This window comes from Pseudomonas sp. lyk4-R2A-10, from assembly GCF_030209075.1.
GTDB classification, from domain to species: domain Bacteria; phylum Pseudomonadota; class Gammaproteobacteria; order Pseudomonadales; family Pseudomonadaceae; genus Aquipseudomonas; species Aquipseudomonas glycinae.
On the sequence record NZ_JARVSR010000010.1, the window covers coordinates 307,522 to 322,402 of the forward strand.

Annotated in this window: 8 protein-coding genes; 7 read left to right on the forward strand and 1 reads right to left on the reverse strand. The window is 62.0% G+C overall.

The window, feature by feature from the left end; translation table 11 throughout:
- Positions 1-72 precede the first annotated feature (72 nt).
- The 7 genes from QRN46_RS14960 (at position 73) to QRN46_RS14990 (ending at position 13,439) form a co-directional block, all read left to right on the forward strand.
- Complete coding sequence (locus tag QRN46_RS14960) at positions 73-1,380, forward strand: MdtA/MuxA family multidrug efflux RND transporter periplasmic adaptor subunit (RefSeq protein WP_011333940.1); 1,308 nt, start codon at positions 73-75, stop codon at positions 1,378-1,380.
- On the forward strand, positions 1,377-4,481 hold the full coding sequence (locus QRN46_RS14965; protein ID WP_011333941.1) for an MdtB/MuxB family multidrug efflux RND transporter permease subunit: 3,105 nt from the start codon (positions 1,377-1,379) through the stop codon (positions 4,479-4,481). Before QRN46_RS14960 ends, QRN46_RS14965 begins: the two co-directional genes overlap by 4 nt.
- The gene (locus QRN46_RS14970; protein ID WP_011333942.1) at positions 4,478-7,585 is read left to right on the forward strand and encodes an efflux RND transporter permease subunit; all 3,108 of its coding nucleotides are present in this window, start codon (positions 4,478-4,480) and stop codon (positions 7,583-7,585) included. The genes QRN46_RS14965 and QRN46_RS14970 overlap by 4 nt, the downstream gene beginning before the upstream one ends.
- A complete protein-coding gene (locus tag QRN46_RS14975) occupies positions 7,582-9,051 on the forward strand; it encodes an efflux transporter outer membrane subunit (RefSeq protein WP_011333943.1) in 1,470 nt (489 codons plus the stop codon). The genes QRN46_RS14970 and QRN46_RS14975 overlap by 4 nt, the downstream gene beginning before the upstream one ends.
- Positions 9,052-9,240: 189 nt before the next feature.
- Positions 9,241-11,322: a putative bifunctional diguanylate cyclase/phosphodiesterase gene (locus QRN46_RS14980; protein WP_011333944.1), complete on the forward strand. Its 2,082-nt coding sequence runs from the start codon at positions 9,241-9,243 to the stop codon at positions 11,320-11,322.
- 85 nt (positions 11,323-11,407) lie between these two features.
- Positions 11,408-12,154 (forward strand): SDR family oxidoreductase, encoded by a 747-nt coding sequence (locus tag QRN46_RS14985; RefSeq protein ID WP_011333945.1) that lies wholly within the window; start codon positions 11,408-11,410, stop codon positions 12,152-12,154.
- A gap of 154 nt (positions 12,155-12,308) precedes the next feature.
- The gene (locus QRN46_RS14990) at positions 12,309-13,439 is read left to right on the forward strand and encodes a Kelch repeat-containing protein (RefSeq protein ID WP_285355550.1); all 1,131 of its coding nucleotides are present in this window, start codon (positions 12,309-12,311) and stop codon (positions 13,437-13,439) included.
- 8 nt (positions 13,440-13,447) lie between these two features.
- On the opposite strand, the gene mapR is transcribed toward QRN46_RS14990, so the two are convergent.
- Complete coding sequence (mapR, locus tag QRN46_RS14995; protein WP_039772397.1) at positions 13,448-14,857, reverse strand: GntR family transcriptional regulator MpaR; 1,410 nt, start codon at positions 14,855-14,857, stop codon at positions 13,448-13,450.
- Positions 14,858-14,881 lie beyond the last annotated feature (24 nt).

Consider the following 14,881-nt stretch of genomic DNA (forward strand, 5'->3'; position numbering starts at 1 on the left):
GGTAAAGCTGCTTTGCTAAATCCCCACCAGTGCTTATCGTTCAGCCTCCCGTAAAAGAAGCCCACGCGCCCAATGGTTAATCAGTCCATGCAATCGTCTTCCCGAAACTCCCGTCGCTGGCTGTTGAGCCTGCTTGTCCTGCTGGTCATTGCCGGTCTGTGCTGGAAATTCTGGCCGTCCGGTTCGACCCACAAGGAGGGCGGCGAGAAGGCGCAGGCCGGCCACACCGGTCGTTCGGGGATGATGCGTCCGGGCTTCGGCGGCGCTGCAGGGCCGATTCCGGTGCGCGTGGCGCCGGCAGTCACCGGGGACTTCCCGCTGTACTACAAGGCCCTGGGCACGGTGACGGCGCTCAACACCATCAATGTGCGCAGTCGGGTTGGTGGCGAACTGGTGAAGATTTATTTCGAGGAAGGGCAAATGGTCAAGGCCGGTGACCTGCTGGCGGAGATCGATCCGCGTCCGTACCAGAACGCCTTGCTCCAGGCGGAAGGCACCTTGCTGCAGAATCAGGCGCAGTTGAAGAACGCCCAGGTCGATGTCGAGCGCTATCGCGGCCTGTACAAGGAAGACAGCATCGCCAAGCAGACGCTGGACACCGCTGAAGCGCTGGTCGGCCAATACCTCGGCACCGTGAAAACCAATCAGGCGGCAGTCAACGACGCCAAGCTCAATCTCGAATTCACCAAGATCCGTGCACCGATCGCCGGTCGCGTCGGCCTGCGTCAGCTCGACGTCGGCAACCTCGTGGCGGCCAACGACACGACCTCCCTGGCGGTGATCACCCAGACCCAACCGATCAGTGTCGCCTTCACCCTGCCGGAAAACAGTCTGGACACCGTGCTCGCCCGCTATCGCAGCGGCGCCAAACTGCCGGCCGAAGCCTGGGATCGCGGCGACACCAAACTGCAGGCCACTGGCGTGCTGCAAAGCCTCGACAACCAGATCGACGTGACCACCGGCACCCTGAAATTCAAGGCGCGCTACGAGAACCGCGATCAGTCGCTGTTCCCCAACCAGTTCGTCAACGTTCACTTGCTGGCTGACACCTTGAAAGGTGTAGTGCTGGCGCCGTCGGCGGCCATTCAGTTCGGCACCAACGGCACCTTCGTTTACGCGCTGGACGGCGACAAGAAAGTCACCATCCGCCAGTTGAAGATCGGTGCCAGCGACGGCGAAAACACGGTGGTCACCGAAGGCCTGGCCGCCGGCGACCGGGTGGTGCTGGAAGGCACCGACCGTCTGAAGGAAGGCAGTGAAGTGGAAGTGGTCAACGACAGCAAGGATGTGCCGACCACCCCGACCGAACACCTGCAAGGCAAGTCCGCCGCCACCGCGCCTGACGCCGCCGTCACCGACAAGGCCAAGAAGGGCGCATGAACATTTCGCGTCTGTTCATCCTCCGTCCGGTCGCCACCACGCTGAGCATGCTGGCCATCGTGTTGGCCGGTCTGATCGCCTATCGCCTGCTGCCGGTTTCGGCGTTGCCGCAGGTCGATTACCCGACCATCCGGGTCATGACCCTGTATCCGGGCGCCAGTCCGGACGTGATGACCAGCGCCGTCACCGCGCCGCTGGAACGCCAGTTCGGGCAGATGCCGGGCCTCACGCAAATGGCCTCGACCAGTTCCGGCGGCGCGTCGGTGCTGACCCTGCGGTTCAGTCTCGACATCAACATGGACGTCGCCGAACAGCAGGTGCAGGCCGCGATCAACGCCGCGACCAACCTGTTGCCGACCGACTTGCCCGCGCCGCCGGTGTACAACAAGGTCAACCCGGCGGACACCCCGGTGCTGACCCTGGCCATCACCTCGAAAACCATGTTGCTGCCCAAGCTCAATGATCTGGTCGATACGCGCATGGCGCAGAAAATCGCCCAGATCAGCGGCGTCGGCATGGTCAGCATCGCCGGCGGCCAGCGTCAGGCGGTGAGGATCAAGGTCAATCCGGAGGCGCTTGCGGCCAACGGCCTGAACCTGTCGGACGTGCGCACGCTGATCAGCGCGTCCAACGTCAATCAGCCCAAGGGTAACTTCGACGGCCCGACCCGGGTGTCGATGCTCGACGCCAACGACCAGCTGACGTCGCCCAAGGATTACGCCAACCTGATCCTGGCCTACGCCAACGGCGCGCCGCTGCGGCTCAAGGATGTCGCGCAGATCGTCGACGGCGCCGAGAACGAGCGTCTGGCGGCGTGGGCCAACCAGAATCAGGCCGTGCTGCTGAACATCCAGCGTCAACCGGGCGCCAACGTGATCGAAGTGGTCGACCGGATCAAGGCGCTGCTGCCAAGCATCACCGACAACCTGCCGGCCGGTCTCGACGTGGTCGTGCTGACCGACCGCACCCAGACCATCCGCGCTTCCGTCACCGACGTGCAACATGAACTGTTGATCGCCATCGCGCTGGTGGTGATGGTGACGTTCCTGTTCCTGCGCCGCGCCAGTGCCACGATCATTCCGTCGGTGGCCGTGCCGCTGTCGCTGATCGGTACGTTCGGCGTGATGTACCTCGCCGGCTTCTCGGTCAACAACCTGACGCTGATGGCATTGACCATCGCCACCGGTTTCGTGGTCGACGATGCGATCGTGATGCTGGAGAACATCGCGCGTTTCATCGAGGAGGGCGACAGTCCGATGCAGGCCGCGCTCAAGGGCGCGAAGCAGATCGGTTTCACCCTGATTTCCCTGACCCTGTCGCTGATTGCGGTTCTGATTCCGCTGCTGTTCATGGCCGACGTAGTGGGGCGGTTGTTCCGTGAGTTTGCCATCACCCTGGCGGTGGCGATCCTGATTTCCCTGGTGGTCTCGCTGACCCTGACGCCGATGATGTGCGCGCGTCTGCTCAAGCGTGAACCAGAGCCGCATGAACAGGGCCGCTTCTACCGCGCCAGTGGTGCGTTCATTGACTGGATGATTGCCGCTTACGGGCGCAAGTTGCAGTGGGTGCTCAGGCATCAGCCGCTGACCCTGCTGGTGGCCATCGGCACACTGGCCCTGACCGTGTTCCTTTATATGGTGGTGCCCAAGGGCTTCTTCCCGGTGCAGGACACCGGGGTGATCCAGGGCATTTCCGAAGCGCCGCAGTCGATTTCCTTTGCTGCAATGGGCGAGCGTCAGCAGGCGCTGGCCAAGGTGATTCTGGAAGATCCGGCGGTGGAAAGTCTGTCGTCCTACATCGGGGTCGACGGCGACAACGCCACGCTCAACAGCGGTCGGCTGCTGATCAACCTCAAGCCCCATGGCCAGCGTGACCTGACGGCGACCGAAGTGATTGCTCGCCTGCAACCACAACTGGACAAGCTTGTCGGCATCCGTCTGTTCATGCAGCCGGTGCAGGACTTGACCATCGAAGACCGCGTCAGCCGTACCCAGTACCAGTTCAGCATGTCGTCGCCGGATTCTGAATTACTCAGCCTGTGGAGTGGCCGACTGGTCGAGGCGCTGGCCCAGCGTCCGGAACTGACTGACGTCGCCAGCGACTTGCAGGACAAGGGTTTGCAGGTGTTCCTGGTGATCGACCGCGACGCTGCTTCACGGCTGGGTGTGTCGGTGTCGAACATCACCGATGCGCTGTATGACGCGTTCGGCCAGCGGCAGATTTCGACCATCTACACCCAGGCCAGCCAGTACCGCGTGGTGCTGCAGGCTCAGGCCGGAGAGAAGATCGGCCCGCAGGCGCTGGATCAGATTCACGTCAAGACCACCGATGGTGGTCAGGTGCGGTTGTCGAGCCTGGCCCATGTCGAGGAACGGCAGGCGCAACTGGCGATCACCCACATCGGCCAGTTCCCGGCGGTGATGATGTCATTCAACCTCGCACCGGGCGTGGCGCTGGGGCATGCGGTGGACATCATCGAGCAGGTGCAAAAGGACATCGGCATGCCGATCGGCGTGCAGACCCAGTTCCAGGGCGCCGCCGAAGCGTTCCAGGCGTCGTTGTCGAGCACCTTGCTGCTGATTCTGGCGGCGGTGGTGACCATGTACATCGTGCTCGGCGTGCTTTACGAGAGCTACATTCACCCGATCACCATTCTCTCGACCTTGCCGTCGGCGGCGGTGGGGGCCTTGTTGGCGTTGCTGCTCAGTGGCAATGACCTGGGGATGATCGCGATCATCGGCATCATTCTGCTGATCGGTATCGTGAAGAAGAACGCGATCATGATGATCGACTTCGCCCTCGACGCCGAACGCACTCAGGGCATGGCGCCGGAGCAGGCGATCTATCAGGCGGCGCTGTTGCGTTTCCGGCCGATTCTGATGACGACGCTGGCGGCGCTGTTTGGCGCGGTGCCGTTGATGCTGGCCACCGGCTCCGGCGCTGAATTGCGTCAGCCGCTGGGTCTGGTGATGGTTGGCGGGTTGCTGGTGAGTCAGGTGCTGACGCTGTTCACCACCCCGGTGATCTACCTGTACTTCGATCGTCTCGGCCGGCGCTGGGGCCGTGCTCCTTCGGCCGTGGAGCCGGTGGAACAGCCATGAACCTGTCCGGTCCTTTCATCAAGCGCCCGGTGGCGACCATGCTCCTGAGCCTGGCGATCATGCTGCTGGGCGGTGTGAGCTTCGGCCTGCTGCCGGTATCGCCGCTGCCGCAAATGGATTTCCCGGTGATCGTGGTGCAGGCCAGCCTGCCCGGCGCCAGTCCGGAAGTCATGGCGTCCACCGTGGCCACGCCGCTGGAGCGCTCGTTCGGCGCCATTGCCGGCGTCAACACCATGAGCAGCCGCTCCAGCCAGGGCTCGACCCGGGTCATCCTGCAATTCGACCTTGATCGCGACATCAACGGCGCGGCGCGGGAAGTGCAGGCGGCGATCAACGCCTCGCGCAACCTGCTGCCGAGCGGGATGCGCAGCATGCCGACCTACAAGAAGGTCAACCCGTCGCAGGCACCGATCATGGTGTTGTCGCTGACCTCGGATGTGCTGGAAAAAGGCCAGCTCTATGACCTGGCCTCGACCATCCTGTCCCAAAGCCTGTCCCAGGTGCAGGGCGTCGGTGAAGTGCAGATCGGCGGCAGCTCGCTGCCGGCGGTGCGTATCGAACTCGAACCTCAGGCGCTGAACCAGTACGGCGTGGCGCTGGACGATGTGCGCAAGACCATCGCCGAAGCCAACGTGCGTCGGCCCAAGGGCTCGGTCGAGGACGACCAGCGACTGTGGCAGATCCAGGCCAACGATCAACTGGAGAAAGCCAAGGATTACGAATCGCTGATCATCCACTACAACGGTGGCGCGGCCCTGCGCCTGAAAGACGTGGCCAAGGTCAGCGACGGCGTGGAAGACCGGTACAACAGTGGTTTTTTCAACGATGACGCGGCGGTGCTGCTGGTGATCAACCGCCAGGCCGGCGCCAACATCATCGAGACGGTCAACGAGATCAAGGCCCAGTTGCCGGCGTTGCAGGCGGTGTTGCCGGCCAGTGTCAAACTGAACCTGGCGATGGATCGCTCGCCGGTGATCAAGGCCACCCTGCACGAAGCGGAAATGACCCTGCTGATCGCCGTGGCGCTGGTGATTCTGGTGGTGTTCCTGTTCCTCGGTAATTTCCGCGCGTCCCTGATTCCGACGTTGGCGGTACCGGTTTCACTGGTCGGCACTTTTGCGGTGATGTACCTCTACGGATTCTCGCTGAACAACTTGTCGCTGATGGCGCTGATCCTCGCCACCGGGCTGGTGGTGGACGACGCCATCGTGGTGCTGGAGAACATTTCCCGGCACATCGACGAAGGCGTCAAGCCGATGAAGGCCGCGTACCTCGGGGCCAAGGAAGTCGGGTTTACCCTGCTGTCGATGAACGTCTCGCTGGTGGCGGTGTTCCTGTCGATCCTGTTCATGGGCGGGATCATCGAAAGCCTGTTCCGCGAATTTTCCATCACCCTGGCGGCGGCCATCGTGGTGTCGCTGTTGGTTTCCCTGACGCTGACACCGATGCTCTGCGCGCGCTGGCTCAAACCCCATAAGCCGGGTGAGGAAAACCGCCTGCAACGCTGGAGCCGCCGCACCAACGACTGGATGGTCGGCAAGTACGCCACCAGCCTCGACTGGGTATTGCGCCACCGTCGCCTGACCTTGCTCAGCCTGATCATCACCGTCGGAGTGAACGTCGCCCTCTATGTGGTGGTGCCGAAAACCTTCATGCCGCAGCAGGACACCGGCCAGTTGATCGGTTTCGTGCGCGGTGACGACGGCCTGTCGTTCAGTGTGATGCAGCCGAAAATGGAGACCTTCCGCCGCGCCGTGCTCAAGGACGCAGCGGTCGAGAGTGTGGCCGGGTTCATTGGTGGCACCAACGGCACCAACAACGCCTTCATGCTGGTGCGCCTGAAACCGATCAAGGAGCGCAATATCTCGGCACAGAAGGTCATCGAGCGTCTGCGCAAGGAAATGCCCAAGGTGGCCGGCGCTCAACTGATGCTGATGGCCGACCAGGACCTGCAGTTCGGAGGCGGTCGCGAGCAGACCACTTCGCAGTACAGCTACATCCTGCAAAGCGGTGATCTGGGTGAGTTGCGCGAGTGGTATCCGAAAGTGGTCACCGCGCTCAGGGCCTTGCCCGAGCTGACGGCCATCGACGCCCGGGAAGGCGCGGGCGCGCAGCAGGTGACATTGATTGTCGACCGCGATCAGGCCAAACGCCTGGGCGTGGACATGGAAATGGTCACGGCGGTGCTCAACAACGCCTACAGCCAGCGGCAGATTTCCACGATCTACGACAGCCTCAACCAGTATCAGGTGGTGATGGAGGTCAATCCGAAATACGCCCAGGATCCGGTGACACTCAAACAGGTTCAGGTGATTACCGCCGACGGTGCGCGGATTCCGCTGTCGACCTTCGCTCACTATGAAAACAGCCTGGAAGACGACCGGGTCAGCCACGAAGGCCAGTTCGCCTCCGAGAGCATTTCCTTCGACATGGCCGAAGGTGTGACGGTGGAGCAGGGCAGCGCCGCCATCGAGCGGGCGATTGCCAGGCTCGGCCTGCCGGAAGACGTGATCGTGAAAATGGCCGGCACCGCCGATGCGTTCGCCGCCACCCAGAAGAGCCAGCCGTTCATGATCCTCGGTGCGCTGCTGGCGGTGTATCTGGTGCTGGGCGTGCTGTATGAAAGCTACATTCACCCGCTGACGATCCTGTCGACGCTGCCGTCGGCCGGGGTCGGCGCTTTGCTGTCGATCTATGTGCTGGGCGGCGAGTTCAGCCTGATCTCGCTGCTCGGGCTGTTCCTGTTGATCGGCGTGGTGAAGAAGAACGCAATCCTGATGATCGACCTGGCGCTGCAACTGGAACGCCATCAAGGCATGGCGCCGCTGGAATCGATTCGCAGCGCCTGTCTGCAACGCCTGCGGCCGATCCTGATGACCACGCTGGCGGCGATCCTCGGCGCCTTGCCGTTATTGCTCGGCCGGGCCGAAGGCGCGGAAATGCGCCAGCCTCTGGGCCTGACCATCATCGGCGGTCTGATTTTCAGTCAGGTGCTGACCCTTTACACCACGCCTGTGGTTTACCTCTATCTCGACAAGCTGCGCCATCGTTTCAACAAATGGCGTGGCGTGCGCACTGATGCCGCTCTGGAAACTCCGCTATGACTGACCGTTCGCTTATCAATCTGGCTACCGTTCGCGGCTCGCGTCTGCTGAGCCTGTCGCTGTGCGTGGCGATGCTCAGTGCCTGCGCCGTCGGCCCGGACTACCAGCGCCCGCAGACCGCCGAAATCGCCCAGTACAAGGAAGCCGAAGGCTGGCGTCAGGCCAATCCGAGCGATTCCCTGGCGCGTGGTGCCTGGTGGGAGCTGTATGGCGATCGTCAGCTCAACCAGCTGATCGAGAAACTCAACAGTTCGAACCAGACCGTCGCCCAGTCCGAGGCCCAGTACCGTCAGGCCCAGGCGTTGGTACGCAGTGCACGCGGGGCGTTTTATCCGAGCGTCGATCTGAGTGCCGGCAAGACCCGCTCCAGCCAGGGCACCGGCAGCAGCAGTTCGAGTCTGAGCAGTTCCTCCAGCGGCATTCGTGACACGTACAACGCGCAACTGGGCGTGAGTTGGGAAGCGGATGTCTGGGGCAAGTTGCGTCGGGGCCTGGAAGCCAATGAAGCCAGTGCCCAGGCGAGCTACGCCGATCTGGCGGCGATGCGTCTGAGCCAGCAGTCGGAACTGGTGCAGAACTACCTGCAACTGCGAGTGATTGATCAGCAGAAACGCCTGCTCGAATCGACAGTGGCGGCGTACGAGCGCTCGCTGAAGATGACCATGAACCAGTACAACGCCGGGGTTTCCGGACGTGATGCGGTGGCGCAGGCGCAGACCCAGCTGAAAACCACCCAGGGCGATCTGGTGGACCTGATCTGGCAACGGGCGCAGTTCGAAAACGCCATCGCGGTACTGACCGGCCAGCCGCCCGCTGAATTCAACATTGCCGAAACTCAGGACATTCCCAAGCTGCCGCAGATTCCACTGAGCCTGCCGTCGCAGTTGCTCGAGCGCCGTCCGGACATCGCCTCGGCCGAGCGCTCGGTGATCGCCGCCAACGCCAACATCGGCGTGGCCAAGGCTGCGTATTACCCGGATTTCAGCCTGAGCATGAGCGGCGGTTACAGCAGCAGTACCTCGCAGAACCTGATCAGCCTGCCGAACCGCTTCTGGTCGGTGGGGCCGAAAATGACCCTGCCGCTGTTTGACGGCGGCATTCGTTCGGCCGAAGTCGACCGCACCGAAGCCGTGTACGACCAGACCGTGGCCAAATACCGCCAGACTGTGCTCGATGGTTTCCGCGAAGTGGAAAACTATCTGGTGCAGTTGAAGGTTTACGAAGATGAAGCGGCCGTGCGCCAGGAAGCCCTCGACGCGGCACGGGATTCGTTGCGTCTGACCGAGAACCAGTACAAGGCCGGGGTGATTGCTTATCTCGATGTAGTGACGGTGCAGGCGACGGCGCTGAGCAATGAACGCACGGTGCTGAATATCCTGCAGAGCCGTTTGATTGCCAGTGTGCAGCTGATTGCGGCGCTGGGTGGTGGCTGGGACGGGCAGCTGGAAACCACTGATAACCGCTGAAACAGAGCCGGGAGCGATCTGCTCAAGACACCGAAATTGAGCCTTGTCAGACGATCAAACAAGCGTTTCATCGGCTTGATGGCCATTTGATTACTTTGTCAGTGCGTTCTTCCGCGCAATCAGTACAATCGGCGCCTTTGGCCCCGCTGAGAACGGACGCAGTACGGCGGGGTGGTCACGAGAATCCTCATGCTCATCGGTAGCTATTCCTTCACGCTGGTTTTCATTTCGCTGTGTGTGGCGATCCTCGCTTCCTACACCGCGCTCGATCTCACCGGGCGCATTGCCACTGCCAAGGGCCGCGCCGTGCATTTATGGACGGCCGGCGGCGCGTTTGCCATGGGCATCGGCGTCTGGTCGATGCACTTCATTGGCATGCTGGCGTTCAAGCTGCCGATCAGCCTCGGTTACGACATTTCAATCACCGCGCTCTCATTGCTGATCGCCGTGCTGTCCTGCGGTTTTGCCCTGTGGCTGGTCAGTCAGCCGAAACTGCCGGCCTGGCAACTGGCCTTTGGCGCGTTGATCATGGGCGCCGGCATCAGCGCCATGCATTACACCGGCATGGCCGCGATGCGCATGCAGCCGGGCATCGACTACGATCCGACGCTGTTTGGCGCCTCGCTGTTGATCGCCGTTGGCGCCTCGGCAGCAGCGTTGTGGATTGCCTTCCGTCTGCGTCAGCATTCGCCTTACGTGCGGCTGTTCCGTGCCGGGGCGGCGATTGTCATGGGCGTGGCGATTGTCGGCATGCACTACACCGGGATGGCGGCGGCGCGGTTTCCCGACGGCAGTTTCTGTGGTGCGGCGCTCAGTGGCCTGAACGGCAACGGCCTCGACAATCTGGTGCTGATCACCACGCTGGCGGTGCTGGCCATCGCGCTGCTGACCTCGATTCTCGATGCGCGTCTGGAAGCCCGCACGGCTGATCTGGCCCATTCGTTGACCGTGGCCAACCGCGAACTCACCCAACTGGCCCTGCACGACCCCTTGACCGGCCTGCCGAACCGGATGTTGCTGGACGACCGGATCAATCAGGCGATGAAAAAGGTCAATGAGCAGGGCGGCTGCTTTGCGCTGATGTTTATCGATCTGGACGGCTTCAAACCGGTCAATGACGCTTTCGGTCACCACATGGGGGACCAGTTGCTGCGCGAAGTGGCGGTGCGCTTGCGTGAAGATTTGCGCAGCCTCGACACGCTGGCGCGGATCGGCGGCGACGAGTTTGTCCTGCTGGTGCGCCTGGCCGAACCCAACGATGCACTGGGCCTGGCGGCACGTCAGGTCGGCCTGATCGCACAGTCGTTCCGGGTCGCCGAACATGACCTGCAGATTTCTGCCAGCGTCGGCATCGCCCTGTACCCCGGCAACGGGGAGAGCGCCCAGGAACTGTTGATGAACGCCGACGCCGCGATGTACCACGCCAAGGGCGGCGGCAAGAATGGTTACAGCTTCTTCGACGTTTCGATGAACAGTAACGCGCGCAAGCAATTGCAACTGTTGCAGGACCTGCGGGCAGCACTGGAGCACAGCGAGTTTTGTCTGCATTACCAACCCAAATTCCACGCCGCTGACGGTCACCCGGTCGGTGCCGAAGCGTTGTTGCGCTGGGAGCATCCAGTTCACGGCATGCTGATGCCGGACACGTTCATCGATCTGGCAGAGAAAACCGGTCTGATCATTCCGATTGGCGAGTGGGTGCTCAACGAAGCCTGCCGGCAGATGCGCGAGTGGTATGTACTGGGCCACACCGAATGGCGGATCGCGGTGAACCTGTCAGCGTTGCAGTTCTGCCACGCCGGACTGGTGCGCAGCGTAGCCAAGGCCCTGGCCACCCACCATTTGCCGGCCAACAGCCTGACCCTGGAAATCACCGAAACCACCGCCATGAGCGACGCCGATGCGAGCATGACGGTGTTGCAGGAGCTGTCCGACATGGGCGTCGATCTGTCCATCGACGATTTTGGCACGGGCTATTCCAGCCTGATGTATCTCAAGCGCCTGCCGGCCAACGAGCTGAAGATTGATCGCGGTTTCGTCCGTGATCTGGAACATGACAGCGACGATGCGGCGATCGTTTCGGCAATCGTCGCCCTGGGTCAGGCGCTCGGTCTGCGCATCGTGGCTGAAGGAGTGGAGACCGACTCGCAACAGGACTTCCTCACGCAACTGGGCTGCGATTCGCTGCAAGGTTATCTGCTCGGTCACCCGATGCCGGCGGATCGCTTTCTGCAGAATGTCGCGCGCGGCAAACCATTGGCGGTGAGCTGAGCCGCTAATCGCAGGTCATGCAAAACCCTGCAATGACGGTTATTCTTGCCCCGACTGTTACGTGTGTATCGGGGGAAAGGCCAGCATGGATAAAGTCATTGTGATCACCGGCGGTGGTCGTGGAATTGGCGCCGCCACCGCGCTGTTGGCTGCCGAGCAAGGCTATCGGATCTGCATCAATTACCAGACGGACGAACAGGCCGCTCACCACGTGCTCGACCAGGTCCGTGAACGCGGCGCCACGGCCATCGCCGTGCGCGCCGATGTCAGTATCGAAGACGAAGTGATCGCGCTGTTCAACCGAGTCGACAGCGAACTGGGCCGCGTCACCGCCTTGGTGAACAACGCCGGCACCGTCGGGCACAAGTCGCGGGTCGACGAAATGTCCGAATTCCGCATCCTCAAAATCATGAAAACCAACGTCCTGGCGCCGATCCTCTGCGCCAAGCACGCGATCCTGCGCATGTCGCCCAAACACGGCGGGCAGGGCGGCAGCATCGTCAACGTTTCTTCGGTCGCTGCGCGGCTGGGATCGCCCAATGAATACGTTGATTACGCGGCCTCAAAAGGTGCGCTGGATACGTTCACCATCGGTCTGTCCAAGGAAGTGGCGGGCGAAGGGATTCGGGTGAACGCGGTGCGTCCGGGCTACATCTATACCGATTTCCACGCCTTGAGCGGCGATCCGGATCGGGTCAGCAAGCTGGAGTCGGCGATCCCGATGGCCCGAGGCGGACGGCCGGATGAGGTGGCGGAGGCAATTGTCTGGTTGCTGTCGGACAAGGCCTCGTATGCCACCGGGACTTTTGTCGATCTCGGCGGCGGACGTTAGACCGGACCACGTGAAACCACCTGTTTTATCGTTGTCAACCTGTTGGTTCTGACAGTTTACGCGGCTTGCCGCCGCGCCTAGATTAGGCGCGGCGGACTTAGGCGACTCAATTCCTGTATCGCGCTGTCCGTTTCTGGCGAAGCGGGGTAGCGTGATGCAAACAATCAAAAGCGGGACCTTCAAACCGACATCGCCGATGATGGCGCCACGTGCATTTCATACGGCGACCTTGCTTGCGAACGGCGATGTGCTGGTGGTCGGTGGCCTTAACGCGGACGTGGCAACTGCAGTGTCCCCTCAGTCTGTACGTGTTGAGGCGTTGCTTCCTGGCGGGATGAGCCTTGATCAGCAAGTGTACGCATCAAGCGTTGAGCGCTATGACCCGAACCAGCAAAAATGGTCATCGGCCGCACCACTTCACGGCGCACGTTGGTCTCACACTGCGCTTCTTCTTCGTTCCGGCCTGGTCATGGTCACGGGTGGCAGCGATGGAACAACGCTGCGAAGCAGCGAGTTATACGACGTCCCGAGCAATCGATGGTTTGCATCCGCTGACCTGAAGATTCCGCGCTTTGGTCATACCGCCACGTTATTGCCTTCCGGCGAAGTGTTGGTGGTAGGTGGGAACAATCTGCAGCCGAGTGGCGGTGAGGTGCTTGACAGTGTCGAGAGGTTTGCCCCGGCAACCGGCCAATGGGCTGATATGCCCAGTCTGCCTGTCGCACGAATGAATCACACCGCGACATTGCTCGATACAGGCGAGCTTCTGGTTGCTGGTGGCTACTCGGCAACCGACAACGCCGCATTGCGCAGCGCCTGTATTTTCGACCCCCAGCGCCGCCTGTGGAGAGAAATCAAACCACTGCCGGCGCCTCGAATGCTGCAAACCGCGACGCTGCTGGAAGATGGGCGCGTTCTGCTGGTCGGGGGGGATGACGAACCTTTCGGCTTACCGTTGAACAGTGGCGTACTTTATTGTCCGAATGACGAAACCTGGCAGCCGACGACTGCGCTGCAGGTTACTCGCAGTCGGCATACCGCGACTAGATTGAAGAGTGGTGAGGTGCTTGTGGCGGGGAGTACCGGGATTATCGACATAGGCGATGCGTGGTCTGACGAAATCTATAATCCCGCCTCCAATGAGTGGGTCCCGGTCGGTGACTTGAGCGACGGGCGGCATTCGCACATCGCTACTCTGCTCAAATCCGGCGCAGTGCTGATTGCAGGAGGACAGATCCCGACACCCGACCCGGGATATACAGATAGCGCTGAACTGTTCAGTTGAGTGGCTGTTCAGAACGATCGCACAATCCGCCCCAGCGTCTCCATGGCCTTTTCCGCATCCTCGGTCCACGGGCTGCCGTAGTTCAACCGGATGCAATTTCTGAAGCGCTGGGTCGGCGAAAAAATCGGCCCCGGCGCGATGCTGATCCCCTGCGCCAGCGCCATCTGAAACAACTTCAACGAATCCATCTGCGGTGGCAGTTCCAGCCACAGGAAGTAGCCGCCGGCCGGTTGGCTCACGCGCGTCTGCGCCGGGAAGTAACGGGCGATGGCCGCGAGCATCGCGCTTTGCTGTTCTTCGAGGGCGTAGCGCAATTTGCGCAGGTGGCGGTCGTAGCCACCGTGTTGCAGGTAGTCGGCGATGGCCGCTTGGGCCGGCATCGAGGCACAGAGTGAGGTCATCAGTTTCAGTCGTTCGATCTTTTGCGCGTAGCGCCCGGCGGCGACCCAGCCGATGCGATAGCCGGGGGCCAGACTCTTGGCGAACGAGCCGCAATGCATCACCAGACCTTCGGTGTCGAAGGCCTTGGCCGGTTTCGGCGCCTGCTGGCCGTAATAGAGTTCGGCGTAGACGTCGTCTTCGATCAATGGCACCTGGTGCTGTTTCAGCAGTTCCACCAGTTCCTGTTTCTTGGCCTCGGGCATGGTCGCGCCCATCGGGTTCTGGAAACTGGTCATGCACCAGCAGGCCTTGATCGGGTGTCGTTCCAGTGTCTGGGCGAGCACGCCGAGGTCGATGCCGTCGCGCGGGTGAACGGGGATTTCCACGGCTTTGAGTTTCAGGCGTTCGAGCACTTGCAGGCTGGCGTAAAACGCCGGGGCTTCGATGGCCACCAGATCGCCGGGTTCGGTCACCGCTTGCAGGCACAGGTTGAGCGCTTCGAGGGCGCCGTTGGTGATCAGCAGTTCTTCCATCGGCAGCATCAGGCCGCCGACCATGTAGCGCAGGGCGATCTGCCGACGCAGTTGCGGGTTGCCCGGCGACATGTCGGTGACCACCATGCGCGGGTCCATCTCCCGTGCGGCGCTGGCCAGCGAGCGGGACAGGCGTTGCAGGGGGAACAGGGTCGGGCTGGGGAATGCCGAGCCGAACGGCACGGTGCTCGGATCTTTGATCGACTCGAGTACCGAGAACACCAGCTCGCTGACGTCGACCTTGGTGGACTCGTTGACCTGACTGCTGATCACCGGCTCCGAGAACGGGCTCGGTGCGTGGGTGTTGACGAAATAGCCGGAACGCGGGCGGGCACGGATCAGGCCGCGACGTTCCAGCAGGTAGTAGGCCTGGAATACCGTGGACGGGCTGACGCCGTAGGTCTGGCTTGCGTAGCGCACCGACGGCACCCGTTGACCGGGGCCGAGGACGCCGGAGCGGATCAGTTCAGCGATGTCGTCGGCGAATTTTTCGTAGCGTTTCATCGGGGGCCTTGGTGCTGGTTGAAT

Bases quoted from the DNA above. Each gene is read 5' to 3' on its own strand.
- QRN46_RS14960 (WP_011333940.1), top strand. From the start codon at position 73: ATGGTTAATCAGTCCATGCAATCGTCTTCCCGAAACTCCCGTCGCTGG.
- QRN46_RS14965 (WP_011333941.1), top strand. From the start codon at position 1,377: ATGAACATTTCGCGTCTGTTCATCCTCCGTCCGGTCGCCACCACGCTG.
- QRN46_RS14970 (WP_011333942.1), top strand. From the start codon at position 4,478: ATGAACCTGTCCGGTCCTTTCATCAAGCGCCCGGTGGCGACCATGCTC.
- QRN46_RS14975 (WP_011333943.1), top strand. From the start codon at position 7,582: ATGACTGACCGTTCGCTTATCAATCTGGCTACCGTTCGCGGCTCGCGT.
- QRN46_RS14980 (WP_011333944.1), top strand. From the start codon at position 9,241: ATGCTCATCGGTAGCTATTCCTTCACGCTGGTTTTCATTTCGCTGTGT.
- QRN46_RS14985 (WP_011333945.1), top strand. From the start codon at position 11,408: ATGGATAAAGTCATTGTGATCACCGGCGGTGGTCGTGGAATTGGCGCC.
- QRN46_RS14990 (WP_285355550.1), top strand. From the start codon at position 12,309: ATGCAAACAATCAAAAGCGGGACCTTCAAACCGACATCGCCGATGATG.
- mapR (WP_039772397.1), bottom strand. From the start codon at position 14,857: ATGAAACGCTACGAAAAATTCGCCGACGACATCGCTGAACTGATCCGC.